This window comes from Paraburkholderia sp. GAS333 (assembly GCF_050435665.1).
GTDB lineage: Bacteria > Pseudomonadota > Gammaproteobacteria > Burkholderiales > Burkholderiaceae > Paraburkholderia > Paraburkholderia fungorum_A.
Genome location: NZ_JBNDKS010000004.1, coordinates 230161 through 253541, shown reverse-complemented (window position 1 = coordinate 253541; position 23381 = coordinate 230161). Strand labels below are relative to the sequence as shown.

Sequence of the window (23381 nt, the reverse complement as noted above, 5' to 3'; positions counted from 1 at the left end):
GCGGAAGCCGTACTTCGCATCACACATCCTCGTCTTGCGGACGCCGCCGGTAACGCCCCGGCGTCACGCCCACGCTTTGCGCGAACGCCTTGCCGAACGCGGCTTCCGATTGATAGCCCACCGCCTCGCCGATCTCCGCCGCGCTGCGTTGCGTGCGGCGCAGCAGATCGCACGCAATGGACATGCGGATCTGCGTGAGGAAATCCATCACGGTGACGCCCGCGCGCTCGTTGAAGCGGCGTGCGTAGGTCGCGCGCGACATAGCCGCAAGATCGCCGAGTTCGGCGATGGTCCATGCCCGCTCGGGCTCGCCCAGCATCGCCTGAACCGACGCGCCCAGGCGGGCGTCGGCCAGCAATGCAAGAACCCCGGATTCGGCGGCGTTCTGCTCGCCATGCACGCGCAAGGCCATCGCGAATAACGCGTGGCTCAATGCAGTGACAATGGCGAGCGCGCCGGGTTGACGGTGCGCCGCTTCGGTACGCATCAGCGCGATCAGCGTTTGCAATGCGCCCAATGTCTGCTCGCCGCCGAGCGATACGTGCAAAGGATCCGGCAACGCGTTGAGCAGCAATGCGGACGGACCCGGCGCATAGACGAAACGGCCGCAGAGGAGATCGACTTCGGCGGCGTTGACTGCTGGTTCGTTTACACCGTTAGCGAGGCTTGCTCCGCTGCCTCCGCCCCCGTCATTGCGACGCAAAGGCAACATTCCGTCATGGCTCAACGTCAAAGGCGCACCACCCGCCGAGCGCTTCGCATCGCGCATCCGATGCGCCGCGCCACGCGGGAACAGCATGAAGTCACCGGCCTGCAACGGCACCTGTGCGCCGCCCGCGGTCTCGATCAGGCACGCGCCGCCGAGCACGAGATGGAATGGCGCGACGCCCGCTTCCATCGGCGCGTGGTCGACGTCGAACGGGCCCGATAGCAGGCAGCGCAAGTCGAGACTGGCTTGAGGGCGGGCAAGGTCGATTAATCGGCTGAGTGTATCCATGAGACGATCGCGCTAAAAGTTGAGCGAAACGAGTATTCAGGATATCGCAGCGCGGCGCAATACTTTGTCTCACGACGCCGGCAACCGCCGACGCGCAACAGACCAAGGAGCACTGCCATGTTGAACTGGATCGATTACCGCAAAGCGCTGTTCGGCCGTATCGGTGAAATTGCGAAGTTGTCGCCGGATACCGTGAAGGCTTATCAAACGATGTCGGGTGCAGGTCAGAAGGCCGACCTGCTTGGCGCCAAAACGCGCGAGCTGATTTCGCTGGCGGTCGCGGTCAGCCTGCGTTGTGACGGTTGTATTACCGTTCATACGGCCGAAGCGCTGAAGCACGGCGCGACGCGCGAGGAAATCGCCGAGGCGCTGGGCGTAGCCGTCGCGATGAACGCAGGGGCGACGATGGTGTACTCGGCCCGTACGATGGATGCGGTTGCCGCCTATACGGCAGAAACGGCGAAGGCTGCGCAAGCGGTGTGAGTGATGTTTGGACGGCGGCGACTGTGCCATGCGAATTTTGACAAGCCGTAGCCGCCGTTCGACTTTTGATCAACCGCGCCAAGTGCCAAGTGCCAAGTGCCAAGTGCCGGGTGCCGGGTGCCGGGTGCAACTTGCGTGACGTGACATGAACCGCGTGTCACGTCACGCACCCGTGCCGGTTCGTTGCATCACCCGCCATTGCGCCTTTCGTCGAGTTGCTTGCGACGCCCTTCGCCCTGCCGCTCCAGCATCCACCCGGGATATTCGGCCGGTAACGTGCTCACCTGATCGAGCTTCGCCAGGTCATCGGAAGAAAGCGTCACGGCGGTCGCGGCGATATTGTCGTCGAGCTGCTCGATTTTCTTCGCGCCGACGATCACCGAACTCACCACGCGCTGATGCAGCAGCCACGCCAGCGCAATCTGCGCGACCGACACTTTTTTGGCCTCGGCAATGCCGCGCATCACGTCGATACAGCTATACGCGCGCTCACGATCGACCGGCGGAAAATCGAAACTGGTGCGGCGGCTGCCAGCTTCACCCTGCTGCTCGCGTCCATATTTGCCGCTCAGCAAACCGCCCGCCAGCGGACTCCACACCATCAGACCAAGCCCTTCGCTGTGCATCATCGGTACGAGTTCGCGTTCGAGATCGCGCCCGGCGAGTGTGTAATACGCCTGCAAAGTTTCAAAGCGCGCGAGCCCAAGACGCTCCGAAATGCCGAGTGCCTTGACGATCTGCCACGCGGCCCAGTTCGACACGCCGACATAGCGCACATGGCCGTGCTGCACCAAAGTGTCGAGCGCTCGCACGGTTTCCTCGATCGGCGTGGCCGGATCGAAACCGTGGATCTGGTACAGGTCAACGTGATCGAGTTGCAGCCGCTTCAGGCTCGCCTTGATGCCGTCGAGAATGTGATAGCGCGACGCGCCGCGTGCATTCGCAAATTCGCCGGTCTGACCGAATACCTTGGTCGCGACCACGACCTTGTCGCGCGGCACCTTGAGGTTTTTCAGCGCCTGGCCGGTGATCTGTTCGGAGACGCCGCCCGAATAGACGTCGGCGGTGTCGATGAAATTGATACCCGCGTCGAGCGCGCGGCCGACCAGCCGCTCGGCGTCGCTCTGCTGCAAATCGCCAATCTGCTTCCAGATGCCGTCGCCGCCGCCGAAGGTCATCGTCCCAAGGCAAAGCTCGGAAACAAACACGCCGGTACGGCCTAACTGGTTGTATCGCATCGTCGGGACTCCATCGTGAATTCGTGAAGGGTGAGCCGTAGAGAGTACTGCAATTGATCCGATCCGGCAGCGAGCGCGCCAACTCCGCGCCGGGCGTCGGTAAGCCAATATTCAGGTTGCCGGCGAAGCGCCGGAAAACCTGCCAGACTGGATTTTTATCCTGACCATGAGGCGGGTTTCGCGGTCCTCTGGATATGACGCGCGACGCCCCCATCTACGCCAGCATGAGTTCGGTCACTACGTCCCCTGCTTCAGAGAACGCGTCTGATCCCGCGCGCGGCACCGCCACGCCGGACGCCGCCGCGCGCGCGAACCGACAGGCGCTGGACGGTTTCCATCCCGCGGTCGCGGACTGGTTCATGAAAACGTTTCCAGCGCCGACCGACGCGCAAGCCGCCGCGTGGCCCCAAATCCGCGCGGGACGTTCGACGCTGGTGGCCGCCCCGACCGGCTCGGGTAAAACGCTCACCGCCTTCCTTTCCGCGCTCGACGATCTGGTCCACCTGGGCCTTGCCAATAACGGCGCACTGCCCGACGAAACGCTGGTGGTCTACGTATCGCCGCTCAAGGCGCTGTCGAACGACATCCGCCTGAATCTGCAGATTCCGCTGCAAGGCATCGCCGCCGAACTCGACGCGCGCGGCCTGCCGCCGCTCGATATCCGCACCGCCGTCCGTACCGGCGACACCACGCAGCAGGAGCGCAACGCGCTGAAAAAGCGCGCGCCGCACATTCTGGTGACCACGCCCGAATCGCTCTATGTATTGCTCGGCTCGGACTCCGGCCGCCGGATGCTGTCGACGGTGCGCACGGTGATCGTCGACGAAATTCATGCGCTGGCCGGCAGCAAGCGCGGCAGTCATCTCGCGCTCAGCCTCGAACGGCTCGACGCGCTGTGCCAGCGGCGCCTGCCGCGCATCGGCCTGTCGGCGACGCAAAAGCCGGTGAGCGCGGTCGCGCGCTTTCTGGTCGGCGGAGCGGGTATCGACAGCGGCATTCCCGCCGATTGCGCGATCGTCGACGTGGGCCACGTTCGTGCGCGCGACCTCGCGCTGGAAATCCCGCCCGTGCCGCTCGAAGCGGTCATGCCCAACGAGGTGTGGGAGCGCGTGTACGACCGCCTCGCCGAACTGGTCGCGCTGCACCGGACCACGCTGATCTTCGTCAACACGCGGCGCATGGCGGAGCGCGCCGCGCGTCATCTGACCGAACGGCTCGGCAAGGACGCGGTCGCCGCGCACCACGGCAGCCTCGCGAAAGAGCACCGCTTCGACGCCGAACAGCGGCTCAAGCGTGGCGAATTGCGGGTGTTGATCGCGACTGCTTCGCTGGAACTCGGCATCGATATCGGCGATGTCGATCTGGTCTGCCAGATGGGTTCGCCGCGCGCCATTGCACCGTTTCTGCAGCGGGTCGGGCGCTCGGGCCACCATGTCGGCGGGATGCCGAAGGGCCGGCTGTTCCCCGTCTCGCGCGACGACCTGATCGAGTGCGCGGCGCTGCTCGATTGCGTGCGGCGCGGCGAACTTGACGCGCTGCGGATTCCGCGTGCGCCGCTCGACGTGCTGGCCCAGCAGATCGTCGCCGAGGTATCGAGCGCCGAGTGGAACGAAGACGCGCTGTTCGACCTGCTGCGCCGTGCCGCGCCGTACGCCGAACTGGAGCGCGAGCAGTACGACGCCGTGCTGCGCATGCTCGCCGAGGGTTACACGAGCCGCAACGGACCGCGCGGCGCGTATGTTCATCGCGATGTCGTGAGCGGCACGCTGCGCGGCCGGCGCGGCGGCAAGCTGGTCGCGGTCACGTCGGGCGGCACGATTCCCGAGAACGCCGATTACGCGGTGGTGCTGGAACCGCAGGCCATCAACATCGGCACCGTCAACGAAGATTTCGCGGTCGAAAGCCTGGCCGGCGACGTGTTTCAACTCGGCAACGCGTCGTACCGTATCTTGCGGATCGACAGCGGCCGCGTGCGGGTCGAAGACGCGCAGGGACAGCCGCCGAACATTCCGTTCTGGCTCGGCGAAGCGCCGGGGCGAAGCGACGAGTTGTCGTTCGGCGTCGCGCGTTTGCGGGATCAGATCGAGCGTTTGCTCGCGGAACGGGAACCGTCTTTATCACACGAAGATGAAGCCGCCCACCTCGACCATGCGATTGCCTGGCTGGTCGACAACCTCGCTCTCGACGAAGCCGCCGCGCGTCAGATCGTCGATTACCTCGCCCGCGCGCGCGCTGCGCTCAGCGTGCTGCCGACGCAGGACACGCTGGTCATGGAGCGTTTCTTCGACGAATCCGGCGGCACGCAACTCGTGATTCACGCGCCGTTCGGCAGCCGCGTGAACCGCGCGTGGGGACTCGCGCTGCGCAAGCGCTTTTGCCGCACGTTCAATTTCGAACTGCAGGCGGCCGCGACTGAAGACGCGATCGTGCTGTCGCTAACCGGCAGTCACTCGTTCGTTCTCGACGATGTATGGCGCTATCTGCATTCGAACAGCGCCGAACATCTGCTGATCCAGGCATTGCTCGACGCGCCGCTGTTCGGCGTGCGCTGGCGCTGGAAGGCGACCACCGCGCTCGGCCTGCCGCGTTACACCGGCGGCCGCAAAACCGCGCCGCAATTGCAGCGCATGCGCAGCGAAGACCTGCTCACCAGCGTGTTTCCCGAGCAGGCCGCGTGTCTGGAGAACGTGGTCGGCGAGCGCGAACTGCCGCATCATCCGCTCGTGGATCAGACCGTCGACGACTGCCTGCACGAAGCCATGGATAGCGAGCAATGGCTCGCGGTGCTGCGCCGTATCGAGCGGCAGGAAGTGCGGCTGGTTGCGCGCGACTTGCCCGCCCCGTCGCCGCTCGCCGCCGAAATCCTCAACGCGAAACCTTACGCGTATCTGGACGATGCGCCGATCGAGGAGCGCCGCACACAGGCCGTGCTGAATCGCCGCTGGACCGATCCGTCTAGCGCCGACGATCTCGGCGCGCTCGACGCGGACGCCATCGACAGTGTGCGCGACGAAGCGTGGCCGCAGGCGCGCAACACCGATGAAATGCACGAAGCGCTGACCGGTCTCGCCTGTATCACCGAGGCCGAGGCGCAGCGTCACGAAGGCTGGCCGGCGTGGCTTGCGTCGCTCGCGAAATCGGGACGTGCGACCCGTCTGCCCCTTTCCGCCGATGCCGCGCTGTGGCTGCCCGCAGAGCGCGTCACCTGCTTCGAGGCGCTCTACCCCGACGCCCGTTTGACGCCGCTGCTTGCCGCGCCGAAGGGCTACGCCGATGCATGGAGCGCCGACGACGCGCTCGTCGACGTATTGCGCGCGCGGCTGACCGGCTTCGGCCCGCTGACGGTCGAGGCGATCGCCGCGCCGCTGAAGCTGCAAAAGGAACCGGTCGAACAGGCGTTGGGCGCTCTTGAAGCGGAAGGCTACGTGATGCGCGGCCGCTTCACGCCGCAAGCCACGAGCCAGGCCGCCGGCGAAGAATGGTGCGAGCGTCACCTGCTGGCGCGCATCCACCGCTACACGGTGAAACGGCTGCGGCGCGAGATCGAGCCGGTCGAACGCCACGACTTCATGCGCTTCCTGTTCGAATGGCAGCATCTGACGCCGGATACGCGCAGCGAAGGCCGCGACGCGCTGGCGGCGGTGCTCGATCAGCTGGAAGGTTTTCAGGTTGCGGCCGGTGCATGGGAAGAGGACATCCTGCCCGCTCGCGTCAAAGCGTATGTGAATGATTCGTTAGACGAATTATGCCGCGCCGGCAAGATTGTCTGGACCCGCCTGACAGAGCGTGCGCGGGGCGGCGGCAGCCCGATCCGCAGCACACCGATCGTGCTGCTGCCCCGTTCGCACGTGCGCGCATGGAGCGCGTTGCTCGATCCGTCCAGTCCGTTGCAACTATCGGCGCTCGCGCAGAGCGTCTATGACGCGCTATCGCAACACGGCGCGATGTTCTTCGACGAATTGCTCGGCGAAGTCCACGTGCTGCGGATGGAACTGGAAAATGCGCTCGGCGAACTCGTGGCCGCAGGGCTCGCCAATTCCGACAGCTTCGCGGGTTTGCGCGCGCTACTGAAACCGGTCGCCAAACGCAACGCTTTTTCCAGCAGCCGACGCGCGCGGTCGAGCGCGCTGATCGGCGGAATGGACGACGCCGGACGCTGGGCGCTCGTGAGCCGGCGCGCGGTTGCCGTGCCGGAAGCGGCCGCCACGCCGCCGCGCCGCAGGCAATTGCCGCCAGAAATACTCGAACACGTCGCGATGTCTTTGCTGCGTCGTTATGGCGTGGTGTTCTGGCGTCTGCTGGAACGCGAGGCCGAATGGTTGCCGCCGTGGCGCGACCTGCTGCGTGTTTTTCAGCGTCTCGAAGCGCGCGGCGTGATTCGCGGCGGACGCTTCGTGAGCGGCCTGGCCGGCGAGCAGTTCGCGTTGCCCGAGGCAATTCCCGTGCTGCGCGAAGTGCGCCGGCATGCGAACGACGGTGCTTTTGTCTGCGTCGCCGGAACCGATCCGTTGAATCTTGCGGGGACCTTGCTGGTCGGAGAACGCGTGCCCGCGGTCGCCGGAAATCGCGTTCTATACCGGGACGGCGTGGTGGCTGCAACACTCGTTGCAGGGAAATTCTGGTTCGACGCCGCGATAGAAAGAAATCCCGTGGATCGCGAGCGGGCGCGTGGTTTGCTGACGCGAAGGTTTTAATTAAGCATCTCGCGCGATAAGTCCGTGAATACATTCGCCAGTTCAAACTGCCCGCAAAGGCCTGGCGCAACTTGATGCAACCCGCTGAAACAGGCGTCGCCACCCGAAAAAACGCTAAAGCTCGAAGACCCGCGACCGTTAATGTTTATAAGCCCGAATGCCGTCGCTTCGCTACAATGGGTGCCTTAAGTATGATGAAGAATGTTTGCCACTCGCCGCATCGACGGCCCATATCGGCAAACGTCGCCCGGGGATCTAATGAACGACGACCAACACGAGCAGGTGCTTCATGCCCGGTTCGGCACGAGCAGCCCATGCTGGCGTCTGTCGACCGACAGCAACGCACTCGAACTCACGCCCTCAGGCGGTGAGTCGGCTCACGTCGCCATTTCGCTCGATCCTCAACAAGCCTCGCAAATCCGCAGTCTCACCGGCGTCACGTCGCACCTCGTGCTCGACGTGCAGCTTGCCGGCGAATCGTTGCGTCTGCATCTCGTCGGCAAGAAGGTGGCTCGCAATACGTGGGCCGGCACCGCATCCGCTTATGACGACACCGACTCCGTCACGCGCGGTCTGGTAAACAGTCTCGCGTTCGCCGAACAGGCCGTCTCCGAAGTCAATTCCGTCGTCGTGATCGTCGACCGGCACGGTCGGATACAGCGCTTCAACCGGCTCGCCGAGCAATTGATGGGGGTGAAGGAAGAGGACATCATCGGCCGCGACGTGTCGGAGTTCTTCATGCCGTCCGCCGAAGGTGCGGCCTCCGCTCAGGACGTCGACGAATTTTTCCGGCGCGGCGTAGCGTACGACGTCGAGCGGTGCATCCAAACGGTGCACGGCGAACGCCTGTTCGTGTTTCACAATAAGTTCGTGCGCAGCGGTAACGGGGTCGACGATCAGTTCATGCTCTGCTCGGGCACCGACATCACCGAACAACGGCTCGCGCAGGAACGGCTCACCGAGCTGGCCAATACCGACGCACTCACCGGTCTCATCAACCGCAACGCGATTCAGAACCGGATCCGCACTGCGATCGAACATGCCGCGCCGGACGAAGCGGTCGGCGTGCTGTTCCTCGATCTCGACAACTTCAAGAAGGTCAACGATCACTACGGCCATGTTTTCGGCGACCACCTGATTCGCGATGTGTCGGACACGATCCGCGCCTGCCTGAAGGAAGGCGACATGCTGGCGCGGCTCGGCGGCGACGAATTCATCGTGCTCGCGGCCAAGGGCACCGCACACGGTCTCGAAGCCACCGCGCAACGCATTCTCGACCGCATGCGCACACCGTTCGCGGTCGGACTGGTCGAGGTCTACACCGGCTGCTCGATCGGCATCGCTCGCTACCCGGAACATGGCGACAGCCTCGAAGCGCTGATCCGCTCGGCCGACACCGCGATGTATGTCGCCAAAGACGAAGGCAAGCGCACCCATCGCGTGTTCTCGCCGGACATGAACCGCCGGGTCGCCGAATACATGTGGCTCGACACGAACCTGCGGCGCGGCCTCGACGAAGGCCAGCTCACGCTCCACTACCAGCCCAAGCTGGCGCTCGCCACCGGCGTGGTGCAAGGCGCGGAAGCACTGGTGCGCTGGAATTCGCCGGAACGCGGGCAGATCATGCCATCGGAATTCATCCGTTATGCAGAAGAGTCCGGGCTGATCGGCGTGCTCGGCCGCTGGGTGATGGAAACCGCCGCCAAACAGGCGGCTCAATGGAAAGCCGACGGCTACAACCTGCGTATCGCGATCAACGTGTCGGCGCGGCAACTGGCCGATACCGCCGTGGTGCGGCATTTCACCGAGGCGCTGCAACGCGCGAATCTCGACCCGTGTCTGGTCGACGTGGAACTCACCGAAAGCTGCCTGATTGAAAACGAAGCTGCCGCGATCGACCTGATCAAGCAGTTCCGTCAGCTCGGCGCGCAAGTGCATCTGGACGACTTCGGCACCGGCTATTCGTCGCTGTCGCAACTGGGCCGTATTCCGCTCGACATCATCAAGCTCGACCGCAGTTTCGTGCGCTCAATCAACGCGGACACCAAGGCCCAGGCGCTGGTGCGCTCGATGGTCGCGGTCGCGCAGGAACTCGATTTCAAGGTAGTCGCCGAAGGGATCGAAACCGAGTCGGAAGAAATGTTCATGAAAGGACTCGGCGTCGATTATGTGCAGGGCTTTTTGTACGGTCAGGCGATGCCCGCTGCCGAATTCGAACGTTGGTTGAAGGATCGCCAGAAGGTCCGGCTGATCGCGTGAGCGTCGCGGGCTTCCGCGTTTTAAGCGGCGCTATTCCGTCAGTTTTCCCGCTGGCGTAACCGGTTGCAAACGCGCGTAGTTCAACGCGCTCAATCCCCGCTTACCGCCAGTGCGCGCTCGAGCGCGCAACCTCCTCCACACTCATCCCGACAGACAATGCCGCGTCGCGAATCTGCGCCCACGTCGCCGGATCGATGGGGATGCCCTCGGCTTCGCGCTGCGCGCGCGTCATGCGTTCGGGCTCGCCCGGCTCGTAGATTTGCGACACGCCGGCCGCGTGCGGCGACGCCTTCACCCAGTCGATGAACGCGTCGGCTTCGGCTTGCGCGTCGGGGGCGTCGAACGCCGCGGGGTCGACGATCACCGACAACATGTATGCGCAAGGAACGGCAATGGACCCTTGATGTGCAAGTCATTTTTAATGGACAAAGCACAGTGGTGTAGCAGGAAAATCTATGACGTCCAGTTGCGCTAAAAGCACTATCAGCCGGCTGTTGCGTACCTCTAGCCTCGACTGTGACAGCGCACAAACTTGCTTGTGTTTCCGCCGGAATGGATGCTGAACTGTTATCAGGCAAAGCCGTCAATCCACGCTGAAGTGCTCGCATGATTTCGTGATGACCTCGTGCCGTCCTGTTTGCATCATGGCACTCGTCTTCTATGTAGCAGCCCTCAGTCCTCGGCAGGACCGTCGACCTTCTTCTTTCTCCCACGTTTCAGCGCAGGCGGCAGCGCCTCCTCTCGCTCTACAAGCAATTCCATCTCGTCGACTCCCAGAGCGGCGGCCAGAGCAACAAGCGTATCCATCCGAGCGCTCGTAACCCCCTTTTCAATCAGGCCTACGTGCGTGCGATGCAAGCCGGCCCGGTCGGCAAGAAGCTCTTGTGACATGCCAAGCTTGCCTCGGAACAGCTTCAGATTTTTCGCGATGCGGTCGCGCAGGAGGGCCTGACGTGGGGTGATGTTCTCTGCCATATGGGGCTGGAGCATTACGCAACGCGGGCATGAAATCTACAGCCATATAAATGCCATTAAATATAATGGCAGTATTTACACGACATAATTACTTGGTTACACTCCGGTCGTATACGACCACGCGCGTTTTGATTGGTATGCCTCGCTGGCATCGAATGTCAACAAACCGCGATGACAATTTCCATTTTCACTATCGCTCACTGCGAGGGACATACTCGTCCCAATGCAGCCCGATGACGGAGACTCTCTTTGACTGCTCCAAGAGTGCAGCGTCGAACGCTTTCAATTGAGAACTCAGCGGCAGCACGTCGATTGGCCGAATCAATCGACGCAGAACTGCATCCTACGAGCCGCTCGTGGATGTTTAAGGATTGGCAAAACGACCTGTTCTTGAAATTCCCACTGTTCTTTCGAGCGGTGCATCACCCAGATGCCTACCCCGCCAACATTGCGCACTTAGGCATTCAGTGCGGGGCTGGTTGGCATTCAATCATTGAGGCACTTGCGAGCGATGTCGAGCTTGAGATGCGCACCCTGTGGCGCGAGCAGTTGCAGTTCCCGGAGAAGCTCGCGGAACTGGACACTGCACTGGCATACGGCCGAGCGACTTACCCGCTCTTGCCCATCTGCACTGATATCGAACAAGTTCATGGCAAGTTCATGGTCGTCATGAGAAACGGTAACTTGTGTCCAAAGGACATGTGGTCACGTATAGGACAGCACATTGGAATTGCGGAAGATAAGGCTCAGCGCACTTGCGAAAGCTGTGGCAAACCCGGCGCCTTCCGTGAAGATTACTGGCGAAAGGTCTACTGCGACGATTGCATTATTCCGGAAGCCGAGAAAAGACAATCAGCTACCGCATGAACGGAGCGACCATGCAAACTAATCTCGTTCCCGATGACTTTCCACGCGATAGCTCGAGCGGCGTAGTAGCCGGCGCGCAGCCGAAAATCTGCGTCGTCCTGTCTGATGGCAAATACGTCGCTGGGCAGACCGATTCTGAGCGTGAAGAGCGTTGGGATATATGCGAAGACTTGGCTCACCAACTGATACCCAAGGCGCGCAAAGATGCGACCGAATATCCAGAACACAGTCGCGATGTCACTCTCGAGCGGGTGCGCGTAGCTGTCGCACGAAAGAACTGGGTGTCCTCGTCCGAGTTGACTTGGCTCATATCCCGCTTGCGAGTTTTGCTGAACTGGTAATCGCCTCTGGAATACGGCCACCTCACGCGCCGTGTAACGCACCATGCCATCAACTTCGACAATGCCCCACAGCCCGCTTGCGCAAGACCGGCGCGTACTCGGCGACCTAGTCCGCGAATCAAGGCAACGATGCCAGCTCAACCTTCTCGACGCGGCAGACTACCTCTATGTTGACATCACTGATTTGAGCCATGTCGAAGATGGGCTACCCGTCAGTACCGAAACGCTCTTCAAAGTGCTTGCGGGCTATGGGCTAGAGATGCTCGTCATGAATCGCAACGACGCGAGCGATGCGCTTCATGCAGTCGGCCACAGCGTAAACTGGTATGAGGTAATGGAGCGACGCTCACCCAGCAAACCAAGGACTCCCCCTGCTCCACTTCTGCTGGACAATCTGGCGCCCACACTGTTCGTTGATTTCGACGGCACGCTACACGTTGGCAACGCCTACATCGACGACGCCGAGGAGATAACGCTCGACACTGGTCGGCAGTTACTCGAATTCGCTCCATTGCTCAGCGAACTGCTAGCCCCGTTCCCCGACGTGCAAATTGTGCTGACGACGTCGTGGGCGCGTCGCTTACCAGAGGACCGCGTTATTGGCTACCTTCCGCTCGAACTGCGGGCCCGGGTCATCGGAACGACCGGCAGCATTAAGCCGCGGCGCAGCTATGTGCTCGACGGCACCGAGCGAACCGATGTCATCACGAGCTACGCGTATGGAAAGCGTTTGAAGCATTGGCTCGCACTTGACGATTCGGTGTTCGGAGTTGAGCGATTCGGGCGCGAACCAGGAGAACTTGTCGACAACTTCCTTCTGCTCAAGTCATCTGTGGGTATCAGCGACGGCGCCATACTCACACGCATAGCGAAGTGGCTCGCGGACGTGCATGCCTCACCCGACAACTAAAGGACGCCGTCCCGTCCCCTGCATTGATTCTGTCAAAGCTAGCAAACGCCTCATGAATCTCTATCGTCGTTTCTGCGATTGGCTCTTCAGATTCACGTCATCTTAGAAGAACATCGACCGTGTAGCGGGTCGCCTAATATGCACTACGTTTGTTCTCATTGCTGCCACGATTGCTCTACTCATCGCTTGCCTAACGGGCATGTAGCTCGAACGTGGGCCCTCCAGAGCTAACAGAACAACATCTATCTGCCGAAGGACACTCAATGACCACACGGTACGAGCGGACCTTAGCTCTGTTTCAGACCCGTGACCTTCTCGAAGCGCTGGTTGTCGCGCCTGACGAAATAGCGCATCCGGCGGTCCGTGAAGAGGCGCTGCGCTTGCTCGAGCACTACCCGCTGAACGCACACATACAGCTGACAGCTATGGCACTACCAGACATGCGAGACCTCATGAGGAAATGAGGCTGCGGTCTGACATGAATGGGAATATCCGGCAACTATTTTCCGATTACGGCCAGTCTCAGCATTAACCGGCAACGTTCTTCTCGTTGTTGCAGATGCCCTTCCAACAGAGATGAGCAAGCCATTCAGCCATATCACGCCGACAATGAAAATACAAACGCCCCACGAAATCGCGGCCGACGTCGGCCAGAGTCTGAGGAAACTACGAGTCCACAAAAACCTCGACCAAGCAACCGTAGCTGCTCGCGCAGGCATCAGCGTGCGCTCGCTTCACAATCTGGAGAGCGGCAGTGGTTCGACGCTGCACACACTCATTCTGGTACTTCGTGTTCTTGGCCGCGAGGCATGGCTTGATACCATTGCACCGGTGCCGACCATCAATCCAGTGATGATGACGCGTAAGGCAGTGCCAAGGCAGCGAGCTAGTAAGCCACATCGCAAAAACATCGGCTGAAACTGCTGCTATCTACCTAGGAGTTAAGCCATGGCGCGCAAGGAAGGACGGCTTTCCGCCGCTCGCATATGATTATCGAGGTCGCGCCCGACTGACCCGCACCCATGCACTCCGACCACTGGATGACCGCGCTTAGAATGATGCGCGGCCAGTGATGGATTCATCCTGTGCACGTGTTTTGGCCGAATTCGCCCACGCTTTGTGACGACGTCGCGCTTGTACCGAGCTATCTACCTTCGACAGAAGCGCGTTACAAAGGGCCGCCGAATCGAGGGTACGCGTGCTGAACTTACGGTCGAATGCCGCTATCACAGCAGGCAAATCCTCGAGGGTGACAACGTTCGAGATTCCACCATCTATAGTTACTCCGATGTCTGAGATGATGACGACAACGGGAATAGGTGCAACACCCGGCGCCACAAAACGTTCGAACTGCCTGCACGTGTTTTTCACCTGAAGCAGTGCGTTTCGCATGCTCGATTCACCGTGGCGGCTTTGAACTCTCCATTCCGATGCGTCTGGACTCACATATACGGTTCCGCTTTTGTACTTGGTCTCGAGGATAAAGACGTTTCGCTCGGTCACCAACACATGGTCCATCTCCAGCGAGAACTCGGACGCTGCGCCTTTATTAACGACAACGAGAAGGTTGTGAAAATCCCGGCCGGTTGTAGCTCTCGCGATTTTCGCAACGAGACTTTTCACAATGCGCTCAGCCCTATGGCCCGCCGCTAAGGCGCGACCCGCTGGCGATTCGCAAAACCTTATTGCGCTTGCAACTAGCTCAAGGACGAATGACGCCGCGTAAAGAAAAATCCAGGTTGATAGCAGCTGTACGACGTGGGCGCTGTTGCGATAAAACGCTAAGACTGACAGCATCATCATCAACGCGAACATCAAATATAGGAAGGTCAGCAGTGTGAGGAGCTTTTCCCCCGCCGATACTATGCCGCCTAGCCAACGCCAATGAGGCACCAGTGCTTCCATAAATTCCTGACCTCTCTCACTTCCTGCGAGCACTCGAGTGCTTCTGACGACAGGCCAGCAAATGAGAGAAATAGAACGATTTAAACCTTCAAACAAACTCATAAGGCCCCTTTGCTATCTCGATATTCGTTTTTTTTAGTTTGCGCGGAGCAAGCGTCCGGCTCAATTTTTCTATATGCTAATCGTCGCGAGACGTTGCATTTAATTTGATGCCTATCAAGATAACGGAAGTCGCAATCGCATCTTTATCTGGTAACGGTCGACGACTGCAGCCCGGTGCGTCGCCGGGACCATGGGCGCCAATGCCCCTTGTCCGTCTGGATGCTGCGGTGGAGAAACATCCGTGCCACCAGCTCTGCCCACCAAGCACTCGGCCGGCGGCCGATGGACAGGAAATAAGCAATTCCCAACGACTGACCGCGTACGTAAAACGTGCCCTAGTCGGAGAAAGTCATTTGCTCCTCATGTGCTGCAACCAAGGCCGCCTGTGCCACGGTAAAATTGCGCACAACGCGATGGTCTCGCGCAACGACACTTGCGCACTAAATCGAACCCCACGTTTGTATGCGGAAGCGGTACTTGTCGGCACCTCGGATTACATGGTCATCACCATGTCCGACTGCGAGGCTATAAGTTTGGGAGCCGGGTCACATTTACATAGGCAAATGTCATCTTCGAGCGCGACCTGCTTGCCGCCGCAAAACGTCATCGGCATATAAGGCATCACGTTCGCAATTTTTCCCGTCGAATTGCAAGCGGGACAACTCACCTCGGCACCTACGAAGGCCAGAGGTTTTCCGCCGCAGGTCATCGTTGGGTCTCCAGTTGTGACGACACCATTCTTGGTGGTCTTGTCGCCCTGAACAATCATCTTTCTATGCATTTCCTGTCTCCGTTCGCGCCTCAAGACTGCATCCGGCAAGGTAAGCAGTTCAGGTTCAAGAAATGACGGAAAGCCATGCGCGCGAAACGTCAGAGGCTATCTGACGAAATAAACCAGACGCGTTTCTGTAGGCTAATGTGTGGCCTACCAGCTCGACGGCTCTGCCTGCGACTAATATCCAACGTGCTTCTAACGCAAGCCTCATAACAAGGCGTCTGAAGCCTGAACGACTTGCTCAAGTCGCATTCGCCACATTTGTGCAACGCTTTGAGCCAGGCGTGATGGTGATGTGCTTTGCCATCGCGGAGGACTGGCCGCAGACCTGCGAAATCTCCAGACTCGAAAAATCAAAAACGAAGGAATCGCCCGTTTTCGTCACGGTGACCTTACCGGCGGAAGTGGAGTACGACTGTACCCCGACCGAATCCGTTTCCCGACCGTCTGTGGATGCGACGGAGCATGTGGTCGAACTGTCTCCGCCAGGGGTTGCCGCGATATAGGTCCATGCGCCCAACTTGTCTCCGTCAATCTTGATGTGAAGAATGTGATTGACCGTGTTTTTCGTTGCAGAGCACCTGTACGACTGTTGTTCAGCCTGCGCGGTGGCACAAAACAGGCTCACGAGAATTACCGCAGTGGTGGCGGCTTTTTTCATTAGACGTTGGCTCATAGCAGCATAGATTCGATTTTATCCATCAGGATTGGCTCCTCGATTTTACTCGGGTCACAAGCGAAATACTTCGGGTTAATCTTTTTGTCGACGTAATCAAAAATCCACTTCCGGTACGCGGCGGCCCCATGGACATTGTTGGCGGCCATATAAGCGTCGGCCTCAGCGGTGCCGTCGGAGCCGGAAGATTTTAGCTGGGTGCACAGAAGGTCATATGCGGTGTCAGCATCGAGTGTGCGACGGACGATGCGCGTCGCGCCATAAGTGCCCTCGTGGTGGAGGAAATATCCGAGCTTTGCACGGTTTGGCCCGGTAATGGCATCGACGTGAAATCCCGCATTTCCAAAAACCTGGATGTTATGCGCAGCGTAGTCTGCGGCTGTGATGATGGATAGTTCCGCGTTGAGCCGCAGATGAAGAATCTGCGACTCCGAGAGGTGATGGACGCCCTGTTGAGCCGCCAACTCTGTGCAGCGCTGATGCAGTACAGAGTCGGGATAATGCGCAACCTCTTTCCACGCCGCAGGAAGGAATTGCGTCAGCCCCGCAGCCCCAATGGAATTGACGATACTCGGATTCCACTCTGGATTCGGCTTCCGAATGGTCCTCATGACAGGCTTGCCGTGCTTGTCGATTACAGGTTTCCCGGTTTTCTTTGAGATGACCGGCACCTGCTCGTGGATAGGCGGCATCTTACCGGCCTCCGCCTCGATGAGCGCGGCGACGCCCTGCGGCATTATCCTGCTGCGCTCTGCGGCCTTGAGAATGTAGTCACGGTACTTGATGTTTGCGCCGAGGCGCAGGTTGTTGCTGTTCGGGCATTCCACGCCAACGTTGACGACTGGGTTGCCGGCGGTGTCACGGTTATGCTGAATCTCCGCCGGCGGAAGCGGTAGCGGCGCGCTCGGCTGATGGTCGGCCCCGCCTTCGTGGACGCGCAGCGGTATATTGACCTTCACCTTGGGACTTCGCACGATGGCTTGATGTGTACCTGACGGTGGCTTCAACTCAGCAACCTTCTTCTTGCCGCCGTCGAGTTTGAACACGTAGACGTGCACCTTTTCGTCGGGCGTTAGCGTATGAATCGCCGGGATGTCTCCATTCTTGTTTGTGACGTGTTCATGCTCCCCGGACGCAGTCACCACTGTCGTCTTGAGGTTTGGTATCGGCTTGTCGTTTGCGTCCGACACCCGTATCCACAATTCGCTGAAGAATTTCTCCGAATCGTCAACCTGCGCCCCCGTGTCGGTGGCCTTCAGCTTCAACTGCTGGCCAGGATAGATGAGCCGCGGATTGTCGATTTTGTTCAGCCCGACGAGCTGGCTGACAGTGGTGTTGTTCTTCGCAGCAATACCGCTCAGCGTGTCACCGGGTTGAACGGTGTAATCGGCTTGGTCTGCCATTTCAAGCAACTCCAGATTCGGCATTGTTCGTGACGCTCGAGACGAGACCGCCGTCGTCACGGTCAATGTTCAGGTTCCACGCGGTTTCCCATTCGCCTTGCCCATAAAGTGCGGTGAGATGCTCGCTTTCTTCGGGGTTGAGGTGACGAGCGGCCCCGTCCTCCGCTGATGTGCCAGAGAGGACCTTCTGCGCGTTCCCGTCCGGTTCGCCTTGATACGGGTAGAGCGCGTACTTCACTTCGCTCGCTGGTGTCCCGTCTTCGGATGAGCGGAAGACCAGCTTCTGGCTGAACGGAATCGGCGACGAGGTTGGAAGGTCGGGCAGCGCGTAGTTAGTGCTGTCAGGTCCCGCGAAAGCCTTGGTCGCTCCCTTCACGGAAACCGAGTTCGGAGCGTGAATCTCGATGTTCCCGTTGGTGATACGCAGGTAGGCGCCTCCACTGGTAAGCAGGATTTCTTTGGCGGACGCAACCTCGACCTTCGCGGTGGTCGATAGAATCTTTATGGTCTGCTGCGCGGTCAGCTCAATGTTGTCGGAGTGCGACTGCAACTCTACCTTTCCCTTCGCGGCGAAGAATTTCATTCCGGCATTCTGGGAGAAGAGACTGAGCTTTTCCTTGACGCTTGCGATGAACGACTTGCCTGTTGCCAGGTGGGTGCTCTGACCGCTTACGAGATTGAGATGCTCGTCCGGTGACAGGTGCACAGACTTCTCACTGGACAGGGCGATGCCGGCCGGACTCGAAAAGAGCATGACTGGGTCCTTGAAACCCTTCGCGCTGCCAATACCGCCGCCCCCGGTCTGGCCACCTAGCGTTCCACCTTTAAGGTCATGCTCTGTTGCTGCCGTGAAGTTCTTTAGGGCATCCTTGCCCTCCAGCAAGCTTTCAGCCTTGTGCTGGCCGCTTGCTTCCGAGAGTGCATCCATGACGCTTTCGGAGCCGAGGAGCTGCTGTTTAGCTTCCTGCGCGTCGAGAGGTTGCGTTGCAAGGCCGGTGCGGGTGTTAGTCGACACGTACAGGCCCTGCGCAGCGCGAACGGCACCGAACGAATCAGCCGTGAGGTCGAACCCGCTGCCCAAGTAGTTGCCGCGGAGGTTGCCCGTATGGTCTACGAGATACCCTAGGTGCAATGCCGCGTTTGCACTCGTCGTGTAAAGCTGGACCCTGTTTTGCCCCGTAGCATCGTCCATGACAAGCTGGTTGAAGCCAGCGCCGCCGTATTCCTTTGACTTGTATCCCGATAATAGCCCGTTCGAATGCCAGTGCGGATTCGTTGCACCGTTGTAAAGCCGACCTGTCACCAACGGTCGGTCGCAATCGCCGTCGAGCCACGCGATAACCACCTCTTCGCCGATGCGCGGCACATGCACGCCTCCGTAGCCGCTCCCGGAGTCAGAGAAGAGCACGCGCACCCAGCAAGAGGCATTCTCGTCGCCCCTGTTGCGGCGGTCCCAGTGCATACGGACCTTGATACGATTAAGCGAATCGGTGTAGACCTCTTCGTTCGCTGGACCCACGACAGTAGCCGTTTGCATCTGCATATGCGGCTTGTGATGCTCGAACGGGCTACGGTATTGCACGCTCCGGCGCTGAACCTCAGCCTCAACCAGGAAGAAGCCTTCGCTGCTGTCGGAGGCGTTGCGACCCTGAACGGATGCGTAGGCCTCAGAATCCGTGCGGGCCGCAGCAATGCGGCGTTGAAGGCTGTGAGGAAATGGGCGGCTGTTGCCGACGGGCAGATTGTTCTCGATGTACCAGTCGGCAGCGATAACGACAAACTCGCGGTCGTGCGACGAATCATTGTCGTGCTCTGGATGACCCGAAAGCGTGAAATACTGGCCAGCATCAATGCGGCGCACACCACCAATCCCGACGAACCGCTTTGCACGGGATTCCCATTCCTCCAGATGCAGCTTCGTAAGCTGGTCGCCGCGGTCACTTTCAAGGTAACTGTACGCGCCCGTGTATTCGTAGACCTCCGACTGCGCGGGAAGCGAGCCTTGATTCCCGATGGTCGGAAAACTCGTTCCCTTTTGCTCGAGGGGCGATTTGTAATCGAACGTGCTGGTCGTGTAAGTCGCGCTCTGCAGAGTGCGCGTCCCCGTCCATTGTACAAACGCATCAGTCTCGCTGTTCACACCGACGCGTGCAAAATCAACCTCTTCAGGCGACGTTGCCGTGAGGGTGTATACATCGTCGGTGACCACATAGGTGTGCGACTTCCCATCGGAGGCTTGCTCGAAGTATCCGAACAGCCCTTCTGCCTCCATCAGTCGGTGCACAAAATTCCAATCATCTTCGTACTGTACGCTGAAGGAGCGTTTCGGCGTGGACCGGCGCACTGCCATGCGATACGCGCCGCGTGCCTGCGGGTGCTCGTTGAATATCGTGCTAAGTATGTCCTCAGTGCTCACTTCCTGGAAAATCCGAGCATCCTTTCGAAATTTGAGGAAGTGGAGCCACGAGGAGAACGTGAGCTGATAGCTTGCTATGTCTCCGTCTGAGCCGAGTCTTCGCACCGTGTGTACGTATCCATGGTGTGGTCTGTACGACTTGTCGCTTTGCTGAATCCATAAGGTGACAGGCTGGGCGACAAGAGTTTTCAGCTCGAGCGTATCCTTGAGCGACAGAACATCAACCGCGAATTCGTAGTTGCGGCCAATCCGCGAATGTCCAATCGCTCGTTGCGGCAGCAAAACATTGGACCCTAATGGGGTGTCCAGCTTTAGCAAGCGGTCCTGCTGACTAATCCCCGAAGAAACTAGCGCGAATAGCTCTTGTGCGCTCATAACCATTGCCCTTCCCTGGATTTCGCTTTTTGATTGCGGTGCGAATAATATGACGATTTGGGCTACGGGGCAATTACGTGATTTGATAGGTTTATTTTAAACAATCGATTGAGCAAACCAATCTAAATAAAATGAAAGTTAATTGATTGGCTGGTGTAATAAATTTAGTAAATTAATGTATCCCGCATTAAAATTTAATTGCCTTGCATATCAAATATGCGGAAAAGATAAGCTTAAAATGAGACGCCGGTACGCCGTCGCGGTGCTGAATTTTTCCGCGTCGGTTGCTGCCTAGGTGGTCCGTTGACACGTCGCCTAACAGCCACTGGACAGGTCATTATGTTTTCGAAGGCATCCGATATTAGGGGATTGGTTGGTCGGAACCGTCTCGAAACCAACCAGAAGGCGACCGATATACTTGGTTCGAGGAAGAACTAAATGGCTATTACGGACTTGGAGCGTAAGCAAATGGGATGGCATGGGTGAAATTGAATCGCCCGCTGACCAATGACGAGCGGATGCGTCAGTTGAAGATAGACAGAGCTGCTAGCGAGAAGCCGCGCGATGATTTTTCGGTATTCTCGATGAACGACATATTCCTCGAGAGTACGAACGCAGCATTCCAGCAGCCAGGGCTGTTCTCGTATGGGTTCGTTGCGGTCGTTATTGCAGGGCTGCTCGTGCTAACTGGAGGTATCTACTGTCTGACGGATACCCCACCGAATGTTGGGTCGACCGAACTCGCTTTTGCTCGACTGTTTATGGGACTGTTAACCCTTTTTGGTCTCAGCGTAGTGCTTGCAGGGCTTTGGGGGCTGCAAAAAGAAAACTTCACCTGGAGGCGCTTTCCAATTCGATTCAATCGACATACCCGAATGGTCTACGCGTTTCGTGGCGCAGGCTCGAAAGGCGTCATTGCTGTCCCGTGGGAAAAAGCGTTCTTCTAAGTGGAACGGCGCGACAAGGACGCAATATCGCACACAACAAGTTTCAATATTCGATGTCACGTGCTGGACTCGAGTCAGAATGTCACGCAGTCGTTCTCGGTCGGGAGTCGGGTCACAACCCTGTCGGATGAATCAACGGATAACGGCAGCTCGATTGTGGAAACCCTAAATGACCAGTTCGAATATTTGCGCCGCTACATGAACGACGGACCTGCCTTGCTCCCACACTCCGAACTTGTGCCGACAGCCGTATCGCTCAGAAACTCGTACAGACTCGTAACGCGCACGGTCCGGAAGGTGATTGCAGAAGGAAACGGTCCTTTGACGCTCCTGATATGGATTGCCAAGGCCGTTTGCGCTGCTGACCACCCTGCTTCACTATGTCGGACAAGTGACAAGTCGCGAACCAGTTTGGCCTGAAAACGTAAGCAGCGAATGCGAGGGACAACGCGGCGACCACGCGGCCGTCGCGCAAGCAGAGCGGAGTGCGACGCCAATAGCCTGCTGAATCAGTGCTTCCCCACTAGTGTGAGTCTGCTATTGAATACTATATTGGAGCATTAAAACTTCTCCGCCCATGGTCGAAGTTCGATTTCCCACGTCCACGTGCTTCGGTGCTGACGGTGAATATGGAGGTATTCCCTCGCAATGGCATCAGGGTCCAGCCATCGGTCATCTGCACCTGTGCCGTCGGATTGCGTACGGCTGCTAGCTATGCCGCCGTCGATAACAAAGTGAGAGACGTGAATATTCTTTGGCCCAAGCTCTCGCGCCATGCATTGCGCCATTCCCCGAAGGGCAAATTTCCCCATCGCAAATGGCGTTGACCCGGGTAGCCCCTTTACGCTCGCAGTAGCCCCGGTCAAGAGGATGCTGCCACGGCCACGAACCAGCATGCGTACAGTCGCGGCTTGCGCAACGAGAAATCCGCCGAGCGCCGTAACCTTGAAAGAATCTTCAAGCTTATCGGCTTCGATGTCTTCAATCGCTGCTCGATAGCGCCCACTAGCGTTGTAGACCACGAGGTCGGGGCAGCCCAGTTCTTTATCCACGCGCTCAAAAAGTGTTGTCACCTCGTCCGACCGGCTGGCATCACAGCGCACAGGCAAAGCGCCCGTCTCAGCGACGATATCGGTCAGCTTACTGATATCACGTGAGGCCAGCGCTACCTTCATGCCTTCTGCCGCGAACAGTCGAGCAAGAGAAGCGCTTAACCCGTGCCCTGCGCCCACTATCAGTGCAGTCTCGCTTTGATTCATGGCTTCCCTCCATTCCAGTCAGTGTCACTGCTGTAGGGCAGGACGTAACGTGCACACCCGTGGAAACGGCCGTTGCCCCTTGATTGGGCATCAATCTACCCCGCAAAACATCGCTGTCGCAGTTGCCTAGAATACGAGGTACGAATTTTGCTGAGGCCTTTCCGATGACGCCGCCAACTCGCTCAAGGGTACTCGGCCTGAGACAGAGTTTGTAGCCTTCACAGACCACTATCGCAGAAAGGTGCACGGCATGAACCGCGATTACGATTACATGGGTTATGTCATTCGAGTCAGCACAGAACCCATCATGGAGCCGGCGCTGCGGAAGTTGCAGATGATTGACCGAGGCTACATAGCATTGGTGGCGATTTACAAGCCCGAAGATTCTCTCCCGTGCTGCCCGGAGATGCGCCTCACGGACCTCGGCGATAGATGGTTTTCGAACGAGGTCGATGCGCTTATGCGAGGCTTCAGTGTAGGGCGACGAATTGTGGAAGATGGACTCGGCCGCAGGGCAGCTTGACCGCTGCAATTGCGTAGGTTAGCCGGAGTTCCAGGGGAGCCCCGCTCGTGCTCAAGTGAGGCGACCTAGCTTTATCCCAAGGTCACTCTAACTCCGCCATACAAAGTCCCAATCCCGCTCAGCGTTCCGGTCCGTCCGTTGACCGTCGGCATGCTCGAGTCGCCTGGCACCAAACGCGGCGCTAAACCCGCAATGGCTGGCCGCGGCGAGGTCACCGTTATGCGCCGCTTCCATAC

19 protein-coding genes and 1 pseudogene are annotated in these 23381 nt (G+C 59.2%); 10 read left to right on the top strand and 10 right to left on the bottom strand.

Annotated features, from left to right (window positions below):
- Nucleotides 1-19: 19 nt before the first annotated feature.
- The gene (locus ABH945_RS23155; RefSeq protein WP_429252048.1) at nucleotides 20-997 is read right to left on the bottom strand and encodes a cupin domain-containing protein; all 978 of its coding nucleotides are present in this window, start codon (nucleotides 995-997) and stop codon (nucleotides 20-22) included.
- Between the two features lie 117 nt (nucleotides 998-1114).
- Here ABH945_RS23155 and ABH945_RS23150 point away from each other — a divergent pair, with 117 nt between their 5' ends.
- A complete protein-coding gene (locus ABH945_RS23150) occupies nucleotides 1115-1480 on the top strand; it encodes a carboxymuconolactone decarboxylase family protein (RefSeq protein WP_074768928.1) in 366 nt (121 codons plus the stop codon).
- A gap of 188 nt (nucleotides 1481-1668) precedes the next feature.
- Here ABH945_RS23150 and ABH945_RS23145 read toward each other — a convergent pair whose 3' ends face one another.
- Complete coding sequence (locus tag ABH945_RS23145) at nucleotides 1669-2718, bottom strand: aldo/keto reductase (protein ID WP_429252047.1); 1050 nt, start codon at nucleotides 2716-2718, stop codon at nucleotides 1669-1671.
- 224 nt (nucleotides 2719-2942) lie between these two features.
- On the opposite strand from ABH945_RS23145, the gene ABH945_RS23140 reads away from it, so the two are divergent.
- Together ABH945_RS23140 and pdeR are read left to right on the top strand one after the other, a co-directional pair.
- Nucleotides 2943-7412 (top strand): DEAD/DEAH box helicase, encoded by a 4470-nt coding sequence (locus tag ABH945_RS23140; RefSeq protein WP_429252290.1) that lies wholly within the window; start codon nucleotides 2943-2945, stop codon nucleotides 7410-7412.
- Nucleotides 7413-7670: 258 nt separating this feature from the next.
- On the top strand, nucleotides 7671-9671 hold the full coding sequence (gene pdeR, locus ABH945_RS23135; RefSeq protein ID WP_429252046.1) for a cyclic di-GMP phosphodiesterase: 2001 nt from the start codon (nucleotides 7671-7673) through the stop codon (nucleotides 9669-9671).
- A 100-nt stretch (nucleotides 9672-9771) separates the two neighbouring features.
- Here pdeR and ABH945_RS23130 read toward each other — a convergent pair.
- Both ABH945_RS23130 and ABH945_RS23125 read right to left on the bottom strand, forming a co-directional pair.
- Nucleotides 9772-10044: pseudogene (locus tag ABH945_RS23130) on the bottom strand (Ldh family oxidoreductase); the annotation flags it as partial.
- Nucleotides 10045-10343: 299 nt separating this feature from the next.
- Nucleotides 10344-10646: a helix-turn-helix domain-containing protein gene (locus tag ABH945_RS23125; protein WP_074771123.1), complete on the bottom strand. Its 303-nt coding sequence runs from the start codon at nucleotides 10644-10646 to the stop codon at nucleotides 10344-10346.
- Nucleotides 10647-10958: 312 nt separating this feature from the next.
- Here ABH945_RS23125 and ABH945_RS23120 point away from each other — a divergent pair, with 312 nt between their 5' ends.
- From ABH945_RS23120 to ABH945_RS23100, 5 genes are all read left to right on the top strand, one after another.
- Nucleotides 10959-11513, top strand: a complete 555-nt coding sequence (locus ABH945_RS23120) for a hypothetical protein (RefSeq protein WP_143026341.1) — start codon at nucleotides 10959-10961, stop codon at nucleotides 11511-11513.
- An 11-nt stretch (nucleotides 11514-11524) separates the two neighbouring features.
- A complete protein-coding gene (locus tag ABH945_RS23115) occupies nucleotides 11525-11854 on the top strand; it encodes a hypothetical protein (protein WP_074771124.1) in 330 nt (109 codons plus the stop codon).
- A 61-nt stretch (nucleotides 11855-11915) separates the two neighbouring features.
- On the top strand, nucleotides 11916-12764 hold the full coding sequence (locus ABH945_RS23110) for an HAD domain-containing protein (RefSeq protein WP_253189737.1): 849 nt from the start codon (nucleotides 11916-11918) through the stop codon (nucleotides 12762-12764).
- A 263-nt stretch (nucleotides 12765-13027) separates the two neighbouring features.
- Nucleotides 13028-13228: a BPSL0761 family protein gene (locus ABH945_RS23105; RefSeq protein WP_074768942.1), complete on the top strand. Its 201-nt coding sequence runs from the start codon at nucleotides 13028-13030 to the stop codon at nucleotides 13226-13228.
- 112 nt (nucleotides 13229-13340) lie between these two features.
- Complete coding sequence (locus ABH945_RS23100) at nucleotides 13341-13682, top strand: helix-turn-helix domain-containing protein (protein WP_253189738.1); 342 nt, start codon at nucleotides 13341-13343, stop codon at nucleotides 13680-13682.
- Between the two features lie 132 nt (nucleotides 13683-13814).
- On the opposite strand, the gene ABH945_RS23095 is transcribed toward ABH945_RS23100, so the two are convergent.
- The 5 genes from ABH945_RS23095 to ABH945_RS23075 form a co-directional block, all read right to left on the bottom strand.
- The gene (locus tag ABH945_RS23095; RefSeq protein WP_083380048.1) at nucleotides 13815-14771 is read right to left on the bottom strand and encodes a nuclease-related domain-containing protein; all 957 of its coding nucleotides are present in this window, start codon (nucleotides 14769-14771) and stop codon (nucleotides 13815-13817) included.
- A 493-nt stretch (nucleotides 14772-15264) separates the two neighbouring features.
- Nucleotides 15265-15552: a PAAR domain-containing protein gene (locus ABH945_RS23090; protein WP_074768946.1), complete on the bottom strand. Its 288-nt coding sequence runs from the start codon at nucleotides 15550-15552 to the stop codon at nucleotides 15265-15267.
- 235 nt (nucleotides 15553-15787) lie between these two features.
- Nucleotides 15788-16207, bottom strand: a complete 420-nt coding sequence (locus tag ABH945_RS23085; RefSeq protein WP_143026342.1) for a hypothetical protein — start codon at nucleotides 16205-16207, stop codon at nucleotides 15788-15790.
- 11 nt (nucleotides 16208-16218) lie between these two features.
- A complete protein-coding gene (locus ABH945_RS23080) occupies nucleotides 16219-17625 on the bottom strand; it encodes a LysM peptidoglycan-binding domain-containing protein (RefSeq protein WP_074768950.1) in 1407 nt (468 codons plus the stop codon).
- Nucleotide 17626: 1 nt separating this feature from the next.
- Nucleotides 17627-20416 carry a type VI secretion system Vgr family protein gene (locus ABH945_RS23075; RefSeq protein ID WP_429252045.1) on the bottom strand — a complete coding sequence of 930 codons (2790 nt, stop codon included), beginning with the start codon at nucleotides 20414-20416 and terminating at the stop codon, nucleotides 17627-17629.
- A 473-nt stretch (nucleotides 20417-20889) separates the two neighbouring features.
- Here ABH945_RS23075 and ABH945_RS23070 point away from each other — a divergent pair, with 473 nt between their 5' ends.
- Nucleotides 20890-21363: a hypothetical protein gene (locus ABH945_RS23070; protein ID WP_074768954.1), complete on the top strand. Its 474-nt coding sequence runs from the start codon at nucleotides 20890-20892 to the stop codon at nucleotides 21361-21363.
- 560 nt (nucleotides 21364-21923) lie between these two features.
- Here the strand turns inward: ABH945_RS23070 and ABH945_RS23065 are convergent.
- A complete protein-coding gene (locus ABH945_RS23065; protein WP_074768956.1) occupies nucleotides 21924-22622 on the bottom strand; it encodes an SDR family NAD(P)-dependent oxidoreductase in 699 nt (232 codons plus the stop codon).
- Nucleotides 22623-22872: 250 nt separating this feature from the next.
- On the opposite strand from ABH945_RS23065, the gene ABH945_RS23060 reads away from it, so the two are divergent.
- The gene (locus tag ABH945_RS23060) at nucleotides 22873-23145 is read left to right on the top strand and encodes a hypothetical protein (protein WP_074768958.1); all 273 of its coding nucleotides are present in this window, start codon (nucleotides 22873-22875) and stop codon (nucleotides 23143-23145) included.
- The last annotated feature ends 236 nt before the right edge of the window (nucleotides 23146-23381 follow it).